The organism is Billgrantia kenyensis (assembly GCF_013697085.1).
GTDB classification, from domain to species: domain Bacteria; phylum Pseudomonadota; class Gammaproteobacteria; order Pseudomonadales; family Halomonadaceae; genus Halomonas; species Halomonas kenyensis.
On the sequence record NZ_JACEFT010000016.1, the window covers coordinates 13,125 to 27,947 of the forward strand.

Here is a 14,823-nt window from a genome sequence, read left to right on the forward strand (position 1 = left end):
GAGCATGATCGGCACGGGTGCGGCACGCCTGACACGTCCGCTGGCACTGGCAGTGCTGTTGCTCGCCCTGCTGGCCGGCTGCGGCCAGAAGGGCCCGCTCTACCTGCCTGACGACGAAGCTGCCGACGAGCGCTACGGTACGGGCGCTGCCGCTCCCAACGACGACGAGAGTTAACAGAGCCAATATGGATCACTTTGAATATCGCGACGGCGTGCTCTACGGCGAGGAAGTTCCGCTTTCGCAGGTGGCTGAGGAGATCGGCACGCCCTGCTACGTCTACTCCAGGGCCACGCTGGCCCGCCACTTCCGCGCCTATACCGAGGCGCTGGGCAGCCACCCCCATCTGATCTGCTACGCAGTGAAGGCCAACTCCAACCTGGCAGTACTGAACCTGCTGGCACGCATGGGGGCGGGCTTCGACATCGTCTCGCTGGGCGAGCTGGAGCGGGTGCTGGCTGCCGGCGGCGATCCGGCCAAGGTAGTGTTCTCCGGCGTGGCCAAGCAGGCCAGCGAGATGGCCCGGGCACTCGAGGTGGGCATCAAGTGCTTCAACGTCGAGTCGCGCCCCGAACTCGAGCGCCTCTCCGCCGTGGCCGAGCGGCTGGGCAAGATCGCCCCGGTGTCGCTGCGGGTCAACCCCGACGTCGACGCCGGCACCCACCCCTACATCTCCACCGGGCTAAAGGACAACAAGTTCGGCATTCCCGTGGAAGAGGCGCTCTCCGTCTACGAGCTGGCCGCAGGCCTGCCGGGCATCGAGATCGTCGGCATCGACTGTCACATCGGCTCGCAGCTCACCGAACTCGCCCCCTTCCTCGATGCCCTGGATCGGCTGCTGGTGCTGCTCGAGCGCCTTCGCGAGCGTGGCATCACGGTGGAGCATCTCGATCTCGGCGGCGGCCTCGGCGTGCCCTACCGCGGCGAGCGCCCACCCCAACCGTTCGACTACGCCGCCTCGCTGCTCGAACGCCTGGCCCAGTGGAAGCACGGCGAAAGCCTGACCCTGCTGTTCGAGCCGGGCCGCTCGATCGCCGCCAACGCCGGCGTGCTGCTGACCCGGGTCGAGTTCCTCAAGCCTGGCGAGACCAAGAATTTCGCCATCGTCGACGCCGGCATGAACGACCTGATCCGCCCCTCGCTCTACCAGGCCTGGCAGGCGATCATCCCGGTCGACACCCGCCGGCCCCGCGAAAGCGCCACCTATGACGTGGTCGGCCCGGTATGCGAGACGGGCGATTTCCTGGGCAAGGAGCGCGAGCTGGCCATCGCCCCCGGCGATCTGCTCGCGGTGCGCTCCGCCGGCGCCTACGGGTTCGTCATGGCCTCCAACTACAACAGCCGCCCGCGCCCCGCCGAGGTCATGGTGGATGGCGATACCTACCATGTGGTGCGCCAGCGTGAAACCCTCGAGTCGCTGTGGGCCGGCGAGGCGCTGCTGCCCGAGCCGACAACGGCAAGTGGCGGAGAAACCCACTGATGCTGCTGCATTTCACCAAGATGCATGGCCTCGGCAACGACTTCATGGTGGTCGACCTGATCACCCAGCGGGCACGCCTGCGTGACGAGCAGATCCGCCAGCTCGCCGATCGCCGCTTCGGCGTGGGATTCGACCAGCTGCTGATCGTCGAGCCGCCGCGCAGCCCCGAGATGGACTTTCGCTACCGCATCTTCAACGCCGACGGCAGCGAGGTGGAGAACTGCGGCAACGGCGCGCGATGCTTCGCCCGCTTCGTGCGCGACCAGCGCCTGACCCACAAGGACGAAATCCACGTGGAGACTGCGGGAGGGCCGCTGACACTCAAGGTGGAAAGCGACGGCCAGGTCACGGTGGACATGGGCAAGCCCCGCTTCGAGCCGGAGGCCTTGCCCTTCGATGCCGCCGAGGACCGCCCCCTGCACCGGCTCGAGGTGGAGGACGAGCGCTGTGAAATCGGCGCCGTCTCGATGGGGAATCCCCACGCGGTGCTGCGTGTGGACAGCGTCGACAGCGCCCCGGTCGAGCGCCTTGGGCCGGCCATCGAGCGCCACCCGCGCTTTCCACGGCGAGTCAATGTAGGCTTCATGGAGATAGTCTCTTCCCATGAGATACGCCTGCGGGTCTTCGAGCGCGGCACCGGCGAGACCCTGGCCTGCGGTACAGGGGCCTGCGCCGCGGTGGCCAGCGGTATTCGCCAGGGCCTGCTGGAAAGCCCCGTCACCGTGCACCTGCGCGGCGGCGACCTGCGTATCGAGTGGCCGGGTGGCGAGGCACCGCTGCTGATGACCGGCCCCGCCGAACGCGTCTTCGAGGGACGCATCGCCCTGGCTTGAACGCCGGGCACATCCGAACCCAAGGAGCCATGCATGACCCGAGCCGCCCCCGAACCGCGCAAGACCCTGGATCCTGATCGAGTCGCAGAGTGGCTTGCCCGGCACCCGGACTTCTTTGTCGGCCGGGAAGGGCTGCTGCAGCAGCTCAAGGTGCCTCACCCGGAGGCCCATGGCACCACCTCGCTCCTCGAGCGACTGGTGCATGATCTGCGTCGACGGGCGGAACAGGCCGAGTGGAGGCTGGAGCAGCTGCTGGAGTCGGCGCGACATAACGAGGTGCAATATCGCCGTACCCGCGAACTGGTGCTGGCGCTGATGGAGGCCGAGGATGCCGACGCCCTGGGCCAGGCGCTGGCCACCCAGATGGCCGAGCGATTCCAGATTCCCGCCGTGGCGCTGTGGTGCCCGGCCCAGCTCACCGACCACGAGCCGCTGCCGCCCCAGCCACCGCGCCATGTGCTCGACGAACACACCGGCGTGCGCCTGGGCGCACTGCTGGATGGCCGCACCAGCCGCTGCACCCGTCTCACACCCACCGACTGGGGGCGGCTGCTGCCCCATGCACAGCCACCGCGGCAAGCCGGCTCCTGCGCCCTGGCCCGACTGACCCTGGGCGAGCCGATGGGCTACCTGGTACTGGCCAGCCCCGACCCGGACCATTTCCGCGCCAGCATGGACACCCTGTTCACCGAGTACGTGAGTGATGTGCTTGCAAGGCTGCTGCTGCGCCATGCCCCAGCCACCCATGGCAGCCCCCCCCAGCATGGCTGATGGCCCCCTGCGCCAGCAGCTGGACACCTGCCTCGAGGCGCTGGCCCGGACCGCCAGCCCGGCCACGCTGAGCGCCTACCGCCGGGACCTCGAGGCGCTGGCGGAATTTCTCGAGGCCCGTGGCATTCTCGACGCCGCCGAACTGGATATCGGCCTGCTACGTCGATTCCTCGGCGCCGAACGCAGCCGTGGCCTGGCGCCACGCAGCCTGGCACGGCGCCGGGCAGCCATATCCCACTTCGGCGCCTTCCTGGTGCAGTCGGGTACGCTGGCGCACAACCCCGCCGAGCTGGTGCCGACGCCACGGCAAGGCGCTCACTTGCCCAAGCCACTGGATGTGGACCAGCTTACGCGCTTGCTGGACACGCCTCATGACGGTTCTCCTCTGGCGCTGCGCGACCAGGCGATGCTGGAGCTGTTCTACTCCAGCGGCCTACGCCTGGCGGAGCTTGCCAACCTCGATCTGGGCGACCTGGAGAGTCGCCGCGTGCGGGTCATGGGCAAGGGCAGCAAGCCGCGCCAGGTACCGGTAGGTCGCAGCGCACGGCGCGCCCTGGAGGCGTGGCTGGCCGTGCGTGGCACCCTGGCCGTTGATGGCGAAACCGCGCTGTTCGTCGGCCGCGGCGGCAGCCGGCTTGGCCATCGGGCGATTCAGAAGCGGCTCAGCGAGGTGGCTCGCCGGCGCGGGTTGCCCGAACACCTGCACCCCCACCGCCTGCGACACTCCTTCGCCAGCCACCTGCTGGAGTCGAGCCAGGATCTGCGCGCCGTGCAGGAGCTGCTGGGGCATGCCAACCTCTCCACCACCCAGGTCTACACCAAGCTCGACTGGCAGCACCTGGCGGCGAGCTACGATGCCGCGCACCCGCGCGCGCGGCGGCGCCGCGACGACTCTCCGGGCACCTGAAACCATGCTTCGAACCGCGCCTCTCCAGGCCATCACCTTCGACCTCGACGACACCCTGTGGGACAACCATGGCGTGATGGTCGCCACTGAAACCGGTCACTACGGATGGCTGGACCGAGAGCTCACCGGCTGGCTCAACGCACGCGGGCAGCCCGCCTCGCCGAGCTTTGGCGAACGCTTCCCGCTGGAAGCCTTCGAGCAGCGCCGCCGCGCCCTGGCACGCGCTCACCCGCTGCGCCGCGGTGACTTCACCTGGCTGCGCGAGCGTGCACTGCGCGAAATGCTGGGGGAATATGGGCTGGATCCCGCCTCGGCCAGGCTATGGGCCAGTGCTGCCATGGAACGCTTCATGGAGCTGCGTCATCGGGTCGAGCCGCACCCCGAGGTGGAGCCGCTGCTGGCCGGGTTGAGTCGGAACTACCGGCTGGCCAGCATCACCAACGGCAACGTGGAGGTGCAGCGGCTACCCTTGGGCCGCCACTTCCCGGTGGCCATCGCCGCCGGCGAGATGCTCGCCCCCAAGCCAGACCCGCGACCCTTTCTCGCCGCACTGGCCCACCTGGGTATTCCACCAGGCCGTGCCCTGCACGTGGGCGACTCCTGGCGCGAGGACGTCGAGCCGGCCCGGCGACTGGGCATGCAGGTGGCGTGGATCTCGCCCCATGTGGATACCTCTCCCATGCCGCCACATATCTACCGCCTGGACCATGTGCGCGAACTGCCCGCACTGTTGCGCCGGCTGGGGCAGAAAGTACCGCAGTGAGAGCCATCAAGGCTCGTGGGAGTCACCCAGCCACCCATCCAGCCGGGCACTTGCCTCGTCGATGCCCTCGCGCTTGAGTGAGGAAAACAGCTGCACCGTCACCAGGTCCTCCCACTCGCGCAGACGGCTACGCACCTGCTGCAGGGCGCTCTTGGCCGCGCCGGACTTCAGCTTGTCGGCCTTGGTCAGCAGGATGTGCACCGGCATGTCCTGGTCGTCGGCCCAGCCCAGCAGGGTCTGGTCGAACTCGGTCAGCGGATGACGCACGTCCATCACCAGGACCAGGCCGCGCAGCGAATGGCGCCCCTGCAGGTACTCGGCCAGGTGGCGCTGCCACTCGCGCTTGACCGCCTCCGGCACCTTGGCGTAGCCGTAGCCGGGCAGGTCGACCAGCCGGCGGCTGGTGTCGTCGCCCAGCGAGAAGAAGTTGATCAGTTGGGTACGGCCCGGCGTGCGCGAGGTGCGCGCCAGCGCCTTCTGCCGGGTCAAGGTATTGATCGCACTCGACTTGCCGGCGTTGGAGCGGCCGGCAAAGGCGACCTCGGCACCGTCATCGGCCGGACACTTGGCAAGCGTGGGTGCGCTGATCAGAAAGCGCGCGCTCTGGTAGTTCAAACGGGACATGACCTCGACTTCCTGCGGGGTTGAGCATCAGGTACAGCGCCGGGTTCTTGACCTGCATTCCCGATGCCGGCTTGTTTCGTTATAATGCAGTGTCTTTTGTCTGCGACCTGGGCGCGCTAGTGTACCACCGTGCTCTTGCCCACAGCGACCGACGCAAGCGGCGCTCGAATGGCAGAGCGAAGCCGGCCTGAGAGAATAAGGCTTTGGCAGCTCCCAGGATGCGTACCGGTATAACCCTACAACGGCATAGTGAAACAGCGATGAGAAAGTTACTGGCAAGCCTGGCATTTACCATCGGCGCTGTTGGCGCCGCCCACGCCGACCTGGAAGCAGACGCCGACCCTGCCGCCGGACGTGAGCTGGCACAGCCCTGTGCCGCCTGTCACGGTGAGTCCGGCATCAGCCCCTCCTCCTCCTTCCCGCACCTCGCCGGACAGCAGATGAGCTACACGGCCAAGCAGATCATCGACATCCGTGATGGCAATCGCGTGGTGCCGGAGATGGTCGGCCAGGTCGACGACTTCTCCGACCAGGATGCCTGGGACGTGGCCGCCTTCTATGCCCAGCAGGACGCCAACATCGGCCAGGCCGATGCCGACGAGGAAGCGCTGATGCGCGGCCAGGAACTCTACCGCGCGGGTGACATGGCCAAGGGCATTCCCGCCTGTGCCGCCTGTCACGGCCCCACCGGAGTCGGCATCAACAGCGCCGTCTATCCGGGGCTTTCCGGTCAGTTCCCGGATTACACCGTCTCCACCCTGCAGGACTTCGCTTCCGGCGAACGGGCCAACGACCCGAGCAACATGATGGCCGACATCGCCGCCAAGATGAGCGATGCCGACATGCAGGCCGTCGCCAACTACATTTACGGCCTGCACTGAGTCGTAGCAGAAGCACGGTGCCGGCTGCTGCCGGCAAGGAGAGGCGGCCTTCATGCCGCCTTTTCCTTATGTGGCATGCGACCCGGGGAACCGCGGACGCTGCCAACGCTCAAAGTGAGCGGTACAATCGCTATGCTGATGTTGCCGTCCCCTCTTGCGGCGGCCTCTCAAGGAGCCCAGATTCATGTTCAAGCCTTTTCGCCTTATTCAGTCAGCCATGATTGCGGTTGCCGGCCTTGGCCTGGCGACGCTCGCCTCTGCCTCCAACTTGGTCGAAGGCCAGCACTACGAACGCTTGCCGGAACCTGTCGAGACCCGCGTCGACGAGGGGCAGATCGAGGTCACCGAGGCGTTCTGGTATGGCTGCCCGCACTGCTACAACCTTCAGGACAGCGTGAAGGCGTGGTATGAAACCCTTGGCGAGGACGTCAGCGTGATCCACCTGCCCGCCACCATGGGCGGCGACTGGAATACCCATGCCCTGGTTTTCTATGCCGCCGAGGAGCTGGGCATCCGCGAAGAGGTCCATGACGACATCTTCAACGCCATTCATGAGGAGGGTCGCAACCTCAACGACGCCGACAGCATCGCGAGCTTCCTGAGCCAATACGGTGTCAGTGAAGAAGATGCCCGTCAGGCACTGGATGCCTTCAGCGTCAAGTCCCAGGTCAACCAGGCCCACGCACGTATGCGCGCCATGCGCCTGATGGGCGTACCGGCTCTGGTCGTCGATGGACGCTACGTGGTAACGCCCAGCAGCGCCGGCAGCCTGGAAAACATGCCGCAGATCGCCGACGCCCTGATCGAGCGTGTCCGCCAGGAGCGCGAAGACTGATCGTGCCTGCCGAGTACTCGCACTTGGCAGATGCCAAGACCCCGACCCTGGGAGGTGGGCACCTCAAGCTGCTCACCTTCAACATGCAGGTGGGCATACAGACGTCGGCCTATCATCACTACCTGACCCGCAGCTGGCAGCACCTGCTGCCGCACCCTCACCGGGTTCGCCGGCTGGACATGGTCAGCAACGTGCTGAGCCATTTCGATATCGTCGGGCTGCAGGAGGTCGATGGGGGCAGCTTTCGCTCAAGCCATGTCAACCAGGTAGAGTACCTGGCGACGCGCGGTGGCTTCCCCCATCACTACCAGCAGCTCAATCGCAACCTTGGCCGCTTTGCCCAGCACAGCAACGGCCTGTTGTCGCGCCTCACTCCGACCCTGATCGAAGAGCATCGCCTGCCCGGCACGCTGCCTGGCCGCGGGGCCATCCACGCCCGCTATGGCGACGGTCCGGACGCCCTGCATCTGTTCGTCGCCCACCTGGCATTGAGTCATCGCGGCCGGGTACGACAGCTCGACTACCTGAGCGAAATCATCCAGCCGCTGCGCCACGTGGTAGTGATGGGCGATCTCAACTGCACGCCGGACCAGTTGCATTCACACTCACGCTTCTGCGCCTCCCTTCCGCTTCACCCCGTGCGGCCGCTGCTCAGCTACCCGTCCTGGCAGCCCCGCCGCGCGCTGGATCATATCCTGCTTTCCAACTCCCTTGAGGCCCAGGACGTGCGCGTGCTCGATCATCTTTTCTCCGACCACCTGCCGATTGCCGTCGATGTCGCGCTACCGCCGTCCTGCCAGGCCGTGCTCGAGGCGCTGCACAAGCAACAAAGCTACTAGGCCCTACGCATGCGGGAAGCAGGCTGCGTGAAAACCTGCCGTTGAGGCGCGAGGGTGACGCCCGCCGCGGAATCGGCGATGATGCGACCCCTGAATCGCTTCGACACGAGACTCCCAACCATGCAAACCGCGAACCGCGACCCGGTCCTGCTCGCATGGCTCGACGGCTTTACCGAGGTCGTGGGCCGCTCCATCGCCTGGCTTGTGATCATCATGATGCTGGTACAGTTCGCCATCGTGGTGATGCGCTATGTCTTCAGCATCCACAGCGTGGTGATGCAGGAGTCGGTGATGTACATGCACGCCATGGTGTTCATGCTGGGAGCCGCCTGGACCCTGCGCCATGATGGCCATGTGCGAGTCGACATCTTCTACCGCAAGCTTTCCGTCCGCGGCCGTGCCTGGATCGACCTGTTCGGCACGCTGTTCCTGCTGATCCCGGTGGTGATCTTCATTGCCTGGTCGAGCTTCGGCTATGTACGCAGCAGCTGGGCCATTCTCGAGCGCTCTCCCGACGGCGGGATACCCGGCGTCTTCCTCCTCAAGTCACTGATCCTGGTGATGATGGCACTGCTGCTGCTGCAGGGCGTGGCGCAGTTGATTCGCCAGGTGCTGATCCTGCGTGGCAAGGCGCCGGGCAATACTATCGAACACGACGAGGTGGTGTGACGTGGAAGCCCTGCTCGAGTACATGCCACTGTTCCTGTTTTTCACCGTCTGCGCGGTGCTGATGCTGGGCTACCCGGTTGCCCTGGCCCTGGCCGGTACGGCGCTGATGTTTGCCGGCCTTGGCCATTTGCTGCTGCAGATGGGCGTACCGGTCCCCTTCGAGGCGCGCATGATGGGGGCCATGCCCAACCGCCTCTACGGCATCATGACCAACCAGACACTGCTGGCCGTGCCGCTGTTCGTGCTGATGGGGGTGCTGCTGGAGAAGTCGCGGGTCGCGGAGACCCTGCTCGACGCCATGGCCTTGCTGTTCGGCACCCTGCGCGGCGGCCTGGGCATCTCGGTGATCCTGGTGGGCATGCTGCTGGCCGCCTCCACCGGCATCGTCGGCGCCACCGTGGTTACCATGGGCCTGCTCTCGCTGCCGACCATGCTCAAGCGCGGCTATTCGCCGGCGCTCGCGACCGGCAGCATCTGCGCCACCGGCACCCTGGGCCAGATCATTCCGCCCTCCATCGCCCTGGTACTGCTGGGCGACGTGCTCTCCAACGCCTATCAGCGCGCTCAGCTGGCCATGGGCGTGTGGAGCCCCAAGACCGTCTCGGTGGGCGACCTGTTCGTCGGCGCCCTGATTCCCGGCCTGCTGCTGGTGGTGGCCTACATCGTCTACATGATGGCCGTCGCGTGGCTGAAGCCGGAAAGCGCTCCGGCCGCAGACCGGGACGTACTGAAGCAGGAGCTTGGCCACTCGGGGAGCATTCTGCCGCTGCTGATCAAGGGGCTGATCCCCCCGGTGCTGCTGATCGTCGCCGTGCTGGGCTCGATCCTCGGCGGCTTCGCCACCCCCACCGAGGCCTCGGCGGTGGGCGCCACCGGCGCCTTCCTGCTGGCATTGGCCAACCGCCGACTCAACCTACCCATGCTGAGGGAGGTGGTCTTCACCACCACCAAGGTCACCAGCATGGTATTCCTGATCCTGATCGGGGCGGCGCTGTTCTCGCTGGTGTTCCGCGCCTACGGCGGCGAGGAGCTGGTCAAGGAGATGTTCGAGGCGCTGCCCGGCGGCGTTGTCGGTGCCACCCTGGTGGTGATGCTGGTGATCTTCCTGCTCGGTTTCATTCTCGACTTCATCGAGATCACCTTCGTGGTGGTACCGATCGTCGGCCCGGTGCTGCTGATGATGGGCCTCGACCCCATCTGGCTGGGGATCATGATCGCGGTGAACCTGCAAACCTCGTTCTTGACGCCGCCGTTCGGCTTCGCGCTGTTCTACCTGCGCGGGGTGACGCCGGAGTCGGTGCCCACCTCGGCCATCTACCGCGGTGTGGTGCCGTTCATCCTGATACAGCTCGGCATGCTGGGGGCGCTGGCGCTGTTCCCGGGGCTGGCCACCTGGCTGCCTTCGGTACTGAGGTAAGCCTGGCTTTGTCTGAAAAGCCGGCAAGCGCAGCCAGTTATCAGGCACAGCCTAGTTACTGACAGAGCGGGGCCAGCCACGCCTGAGCCAGATACAGCACCACGGCATAGCGAGTCCCCTTGGCCACGGTAATCAGCAGGATGGCCCGCCACCAGGGCAGGCGAAAGACGCCCGCCAGCACGGTGAGCGGGTCGCCGATCACCGGCGCCCAGGAAAGCAGCAGGCTCCACTCACCGAAACGGTGATACCAGCGCTCGGCCCGGGCCAACCCCTGGGGCGAGGCGGGAAACCAGCGGCGATCCTGGAAGCGCCGCGCGTAGCGGCCCATCCACACATTGACCAGACTCCCCAGGGTGTTGCCAGAGGTGGCAACCAACCACAGCGCCAGCACCGGCTGGCCCAGGCACCACTGGCGCGCCAGCCACACCTCGGAGCCACCCGGCAACAGGGTGGCGCTGACGAACGCCACCACGAAAAGACTCAGCATCCAGCCTCCTACACACCGCCATTCTGTTTGCGAGAGGACGCCATGACGGCCCACCGCCCTGTTCCCAATACGCTCACCATTGCCGGCTCCGATCCCAGCGGAGGTGCCGGTATCCAGGCCGACCTAAAGACCTTCTCGGCGCTGGGCGCTTATGGTACCAGCGTCATTACCGCCTTGACCGCTCAGAACACTCGCGGGGTGCGGGGCGTTCACCCAGTACCAGTGGAGTTCATTCGCCTGCAGCTCGAGACCCTGCTCGACGATGTCGAGATCGATGCGGTCAAGATCGGCATGGTGGCCAGCCGCGAGGTCGCCGAGACCATCCGCGACGTACTCGAGACAAGGCGGCCGCGTTGGATCGTGCTCGATCCGGTGATGGTGGCCAAAAGCGGCGACATCCTGGTCGACGACGCCGGCATTGCCGCCGTGCGCGAGGTACTGGTGCCCCTGGCCGACCTGATCACGCCCAACCTGCCCGAGGCCGCGGTCCTGCTGCGAAGCCCGTCACCGAGTAGCCGCAGCGAGATGCTGGCCATGGCCCCTGACCTGTCGGCACTGGGAGCCGGGGCGGTGCTGCTCAAGGGCGGGCACCTGCGCGACGAGACCTGCCCCGACCTGCTGATCGAAGGCGAACGCTCGTCATGGCTCGAAGGGACACGTATCGCCACCTCCAACCTGCATGGCACCGGCTGCTCGCTCTCCTCGGCCATTACCACCAGGCTGGCGCTCGGCGACACGCTGCCCCAGGCCGTGGCAGCGGCCAAGCAGTGGCTGGAAGCAGCGCTCACCGAAAGCCATCGTATTGATGTCGGTCAAGGTCATGGGCCGGTTCACCACTTCCACCAGTGGTGGTAACGAAACGGCCTTGCAGCCTCGCCGAGTGGCGCCCATGCTGAAGTCTGCCTTGCCAGGCTCATCGCATCGGAGAGACGCCATGACCCAGACCCTGCTGTTTGCCTGCGACCTTTCGGCCGAGAATCGCGCCGCCTTCGCCCGGGCCATCCGCCTGGCCAACGAAAGCGGCGCGCGCCTGGATGTCATCCATGTCCTCGACCCTCATCTGCCCCGGCGTGTGCTGCACGACCTGGAAACGGCGGTGGTCGATGACATGCAGGCCATCCTTACCGACGTACGTGAGGACTACGCCCTGCCCGAGCCCAAGGTACTGCTGCAGACGGTGGCCGGCGCCGCCTATGCCGAGATCATCCGCGAAGCCCACGACCGTGAGGTGGACATGATCGTGCTGGGATCCCACCGCAAGCGCGGCCAGCCCGACCTGGTGGCCGGCACCACCCTGGCCCGCGTACTGCGCAGCGCCCCCTGCCCGGTGCTGTCGGTCACTCAGCCTGCCAGCCGCGACTGGCAGGAGATCCTGGTGCCGGTGGACTTCTCGCTGGCCAGCCGCAACACCCTGCGCGAAGTGCTCAAGCGCTTCCCCGAGGCCCACCTGACCCTGCTGCACGCCTGGGACGTGCCCGGCGAGCGGGAGCTGGGTTCCGACAGCGACTTCGCTCGCTGGCGCGACCGCGAGGTAGAGCGACTGCGCTGCCAGCTAGAGCGCGAGACCGACCAGTTGATGAGTGAGCTGGACAGCGTGCCGGAGGTGGAGCTGGTGCTGGAGCCGGGCGACCCGCTGGAGGTGCTGGTCACGCGACTGCGGCGCCAGCCCCCCGATCTGCTGGCACTCAGCAGCCGCGGGCAGCTGGGGCGTCAGAGCCCGATCACCGAGGCGCTGCTGGCCGAGCCGCACTGTGACATCATGCTCTGCCGCGCCTGGTGAGAGGCTGCCTACGAGCTACGCCACCAGGCCTGTAAACACCCTATGCCGGGCGTGATACCCTTTCGGCAGGCTCATAGGTCAGTAAGGGGAAGCTCGCCGCATGAAGGCCCTGATACAGCGCGTGCGACGCGCCAGCGTGACGGTGGAAGACCGCACGGTGGGCGCCATCGACCACGGCCTGCTGGCCCTGGTGGGGGTAGAGAAGAGTGACGACGAGGCCGCCGCCGAGCGGCTGCTGCACAAGCTGCTGCGCTATCGGGTGTTCAGCGACGAGGCGGGCAAGATGAACCTCGACCTGCAGCAGGTCGACGGCGGGCTGCTGCTGGTCTCGCAGTTCACCCTGGCCGCCGATACCCGCAAGGGGCTGCGCCCGAGCTTCTCCAGCGCCGCGCCGCCGGCCGACGGTGAGCGACTGTTCCACTACCTGCTCGACCGCGCCCGGGCGACCTGGCCCCGGGTCGAGAGCGGGGAGTTCGCCGCCAACATGCAGGTCGAGCTGATCAATGACGGGCCGGTGACGTTTCTGCTGGAGAGTTGAGGGGGGCTGTCCCCGGCGCCGCTCACCGCAACTGGCTATGTTTCAAGCCCCACTTTCGAGCAGCTCCGCTTCCATCATCTCCAGCGCCTCCTCGGCGGCCAGCCACTCGGCCTCGAGCTCGTCGAGGCGCGACTTGAGCTCGCCCTGGTGGGCCAGACGCTCGGTGAGCTCGGCCTTACGCGCCGGATCGGTGTAGAGTTCGGCCTCGCCCAGCGCCTCCTCCACCGCGGCGAGCTCCGCCTGGGCCTTCTCCAGCGCCTGCTCGGCGCGGTCGCGCACCTTCTTCAGCGGCCTCAATTTCTCGCGTAGCTCGGCGGCGGCGCGGCGGCTCGCCTTGCGGTCCTCCCTGGGCGCGGCACTCTCCGCCTGACGCTCGGCCTTGTCGGCCCGCGCCTCGCGCCGCTCCCCCTCCAGCCGCGCCTTGAGCCAGGCGCGGTAGTCCTCCAGATCGCCGTCGAAGGGCTCGACGCGATGGTCGGCCACGCGCCAGAACTCGTCGACGGTGGCACGCAGCAGGTGGCGGTCGTGGGAGACGAGGATCACCGTGCCCTCGAAGGCGGCCAGCGCCTCGGTGAGCGCCTCGCGCATCTCCAGATCGAGGTGGTTGGTGGGCTCATCAAGCAGCAGCAGGTTGGGCTTGCGCCAGGCCACCAGGGCCAGGGCCAGGCGCGCCTTCTCGCCGCCGGAGAAACGCCCCACCTCGCCGAAGGCGTCGTCGCCCTGGAAGCCGAAGCCGCCAAGGAAGGTGCGGATCGACTGGTCGCTGGCCGTGGGCGAAAGCCGCTGCACGTGCATGAACGGCGTGGCGGCCAGGTCGAGTCCTTCGAGCTGATGCTGGGCGAAGTAGCCGACAGCAAGATGCTCGCCCGGGATGCGCTTGCCCGCCAGCAGCGGCAGCTCGCCGGTCAGTGACTTGATCAGGGTCGACTTGCCGGCCCCGTTCGGGCCCAGCAGGCCGATGCGCTGCCCCGGCAGCAGGGTCAGCTTGACCTCGTCGAGCTGGACTTTCTCCACACCCGCGACGTCGCGATAGCCGAGCCGCGCCTGGTCGAGCACCAGCAGCGGGTGCGAGGTCTTGTCGGCGGCGGGCAGGGTGAAGTGGAACGGCGAGTCGGCATGAGCCACGGCGATGTCGCCCATGCGCTCGAGCATCTTCAGCCGGCTCTGGGCCTGGCGCGCCTTGCTCGCCTTGGCCTTGAAGCGCGCCACGAAGCGCTCGATCTCCTCGCGCCGGGCCTGCTGCTTGGCCGCTTCGGCCTGCTGCAGCGCCAGCTTCTCGGCGCGGGTACGCTCGAAGGTGGAGTAGTTGCCGCGATAGAGCACCAGCCGGCGCTGGTCGAAGTGGACGATGTGGTCGCACACCGCATCGAGGAAGTCGCGGTCGTGGGAGATCAGCAGCAGGGTGCCGGGGTAGCGCACAAGCCACTGCTCGAGCCACAGCAGGGCGTCGAGGTCGAGGTGGTTGGTGGGCTCGTCGAGCAGCAGCAGGTCGGAGGGCATGAACAGGGTGCGCGCCAGGTTGGCGCGCATGCGCCAGCCGCCGGAGAAGGCCGACAGCGGCCGCTCCAGGTCGGCCTGGCCGAAGCCCAGCCCGATCAGCAGCTGAGCGGCCCGCGCCGGCGCGCTGTAGCCGTCCAAGGCTTCGATGTGGCCATGCAGCTCGGCCTCGCGGTTGGCATCGCCCTGGCGGCGCGCCTCCTCGAGCGCTGACTCCGTTTGTCGCAGCTCACGGTCGCCGTCGAGCACGTAGTCGACGATGGGGCGATCCAGCGCATCGACTTCCTGGGCCATGTGCGAGATGCGCTGCCCTCCGCTCATCTCGATCTCGCCGCGGTCCGGGGCAAGCGTGCCCAGCAGCAAGCCGAACAGGCTGGACTTGCCAGCGCCGTTGGGACCGACGATACCGGCCTTGTGGCCGGCGTGCAGAGTCAACTCAGCATTCTCGAGCAGGGTCTGGGTGCCGCGTTGCAGGGCAACCTGGCGCAGTGCAATCATGCAGGC

The 14,823-nt window shown here is 67.1% G+C and carries 17 protein-coding genes; 14 read left to right on the forward strand and 3 right to left on the reverse strand.

The window, feature by feature from the left end; genetic code table 11:
* The first annotated feature begins 4 nt into the window (after nt 1-4).
* From lptM to H1D44_RS12760, 6 genes are read left to right on the forward strand one after another with little or no spacing between them, the layout of a single operon-like run.
* Nucleotides 5-175: an LPS translocon maturation chaperone LptM gene (lptM, locus tag H1D44_RS12735; RefSeq protein ID WP_181515325.1), complete on the forward strand. Its 171-nt coding sequence runs from the start codon at nt 5-7 to the stop codon at nt 173-175.
* 10 nt (nt 176-185) lie between these two features.
* Entirely contained in the window at nt 186-1,478 is a 1,293-nt protein-coding gene (gene lysA / locus H1D44_RS12740) for a diaminopimelate decarboxylase (RefSeq protein WP_181515239.1), read from the forward strand.
* Complete coding sequence (gene dapF, locus H1D44_RS12745) at nt 1,478-2,311, forward strand: diaminopimelate epimerase (protein WP_181515240.1); 834 nt, start codon at nt 1,478-1,480, stop codon at nt 2,309-2,311. The genes lysA and dapF overlap by 1 nt, the downstream gene beginning before the upstream one ends.
* Nucleotides 2,312-2,344: 33 nt before the next feature.
* Nucleotides 2,345-3,082 carry a DUF484 family protein gene (locus H1D44_RS12750; RefSeq protein ID WP_181515241.1) on the forward strand — a complete coding sequence of 246 codons (738 nt, stop codon included), beginning with the start codon at nt 2,345-2,347 and terminating at the stop codon, nt 3,080-3,082.
* Nucleotides 3,075-3,989, forward strand: a complete 915-nt coding sequence (locus H1D44_RS12755) for a tyrosine recombinase XerC (RefSeq protein ID WP_181515242.1) — start codon at nt 3,075-3,077, stop codon at nt 3,987-3,989. Before H1D44_RS12750 ends, H1D44_RS12755 begins: the two co-directional genes overlap by 8 nt.
* A 4-nt stretch (nt 3,990-3,993) precedes the next feature.
* Nucleotides 3,994-4,752 carry an HAD family hydrolase gene (locus tag H1D44_RS12760; protein WP_181515243.1) on the forward strand — a complete coding sequence of 253 codons (759 nt, stop codon included), beginning with the start codon at nt 3,994-3,996 and terminating at the stop codon, nt 4,750-4,752.
* 6 nt (nt 4,753-4,758) lie between these two features.
* On the opposite strand, the gene yihA is transcribed toward H1D44_RS12760, so the two are convergent.
* On the reverse strand, nt 4,759-5,376 hold the full coding sequence (yihA, locus tag H1D44_RS12765) for a ribosome biogenesis GTP-binding protein YihA/YsxC (RefSeq protein WP_181515244.1): 618 nt from the start codon (nt 5,374-5,376) through the stop codon (nt 4,759-4,761).
* 260 nt (nt 5,377-5,636) lie between these two features.
* Between yihA and H1D44_RS12770 the strand changes: the two genes are divergently transcribed.
* The 5 genes from H1D44_RS12770 (at nt 5,637) to H1D44_RS12790 (ending at nt 10,017) form a co-directional block, all read left to right on the forward strand.
* The gene (locus H1D44_RS12770; RefSeq protein ID WP_181515245.1) at nt 5,637-6,257 is read left to right on the forward strand and encodes a c-type cytochrome; all 621 of its coding nucleotides are present in this window, start codon (nt 5,637-5,639) and stop codon (nt 6,255-6,257) included.
* A 184-nt stretch (nt 6,258-6,441) separates the two neighbouring features.
* A complete protein-coding gene (locus tag H1D44_RS12775; protein WP_181515246.1) occupies nt 6,442-7,092 on the forward strand; it encodes a thiol:disulfide interchange protein DsbA/DsbL in 651 nt (216 codons plus the stop codon).
* 83 nt (nt 7,093-7,175) lie between these two features.
* A complete protein-coding gene (locus H1D44_RS12780; RefSeq protein WP_181515326.1) occupies nt 7,176-7,931 on the forward strand; it encodes an endonuclease/exonuclease/phosphatase family protein in 756 nt (251 codons plus the stop codon).
* 120 nt (nt 7,932-8,051) lie between these two features.
* Nucleotides 8,052-8,600: a TRAP transporter small permease subunit gene (locus H1D44_RS12785; RefSeq protein ID WP_181515247.1), complete on the forward strand. Its 549-nt coding sequence runs from the start codon at nt 8,052-8,054 to the stop codon at nt 8,598-8,600.
* Between the two features lie 10 nt (nt 8,601-8,610).
* Entirely contained in the window at nt 8,611-10,017 is a 1,407-nt protein-coding gene (locus H1D44_RS12790; protein ID WP_181515327.1) for a TRAP transporter large permease, read from the forward strand.
* A 55-nt stretch (nt 10,018-10,072) separates the two neighbouring features.
* Here H1D44_RS12790 and H1D44_RS12795 read toward each other — a convergent pair whose 3' ends face one another.
* Nucleotides 10,073-10,504 carry a YqaA family protein gene (locus H1D44_RS12795; RefSeq protein ID WP_181515248.1) on the reverse strand — a complete coding sequence of 144 codons (432 nt, stop codon included), beginning with the start codon at nt 10,502-10,504 and terminating at the stop codon, nt 10,073-10,075.
* Nucleotides 10,505-10,546: 42 nt separating this feature from the next.
* Between H1D44_RS12795 and thiD the strand changes: the two genes are divergently transcribed.
* The 3 genes from thiD (at nt 10,547) to dtd (ending at nt 12,822) form a co-directional block, all read left to right on the forward strand.
* Complete coding sequence (gene thiD, locus H1D44_RS12800) at nt 10,547-11,359, forward strand: bifunctional hydroxymethylpyrimidine kinase/phosphomethylpyrimidine kinase (protein ID WP_181515249.1); 813 nt, start codon at nt 10,547-10,549, stop codon at nt 11,357-11,359.
* Between the two features lie 79 nt (nt 11,360-11,438).
* The gene (locus H1D44_RS12805; protein ID WP_181515250.1) at nt 11,439-12,284 is read left to right on the forward strand and encodes a universal stress protein; all 846 of its coding nucleotides are present in this window, start codon (nt 11,439-11,441) and stop codon (nt 12,282-12,284) included.
* Nucleotides 12,285-12,384: 100 nt separating this feature from the next.
* Complete coding sequence (gene dtd / locus H1D44_RS12810) at nt 12,385-12,822, forward strand: D-aminoacyl-tRNA deacylase (protein ID WP_181515251.1); 438 nt, start codon at nt 12,385-12,387, stop codon at nt 12,820-12,822.
* A 42-nt stretch (nt 12,823-12,864) separates the two neighbouring features.
* On the opposite strand, the gene H1D44_RS12815 is transcribed toward dtd, so the two are convergent.
* Entirely contained in the window at nt 12,865-14,817 is a 1,953-nt protein-coding gene (locus tag H1D44_RS12815; RefSeq protein WP_181515252.1) for an ATP-binding cassette domain-containing protein, read from the reverse strand.
* Nucleotides 14,818-14,823: the final 6 nt, after the last annotated feature.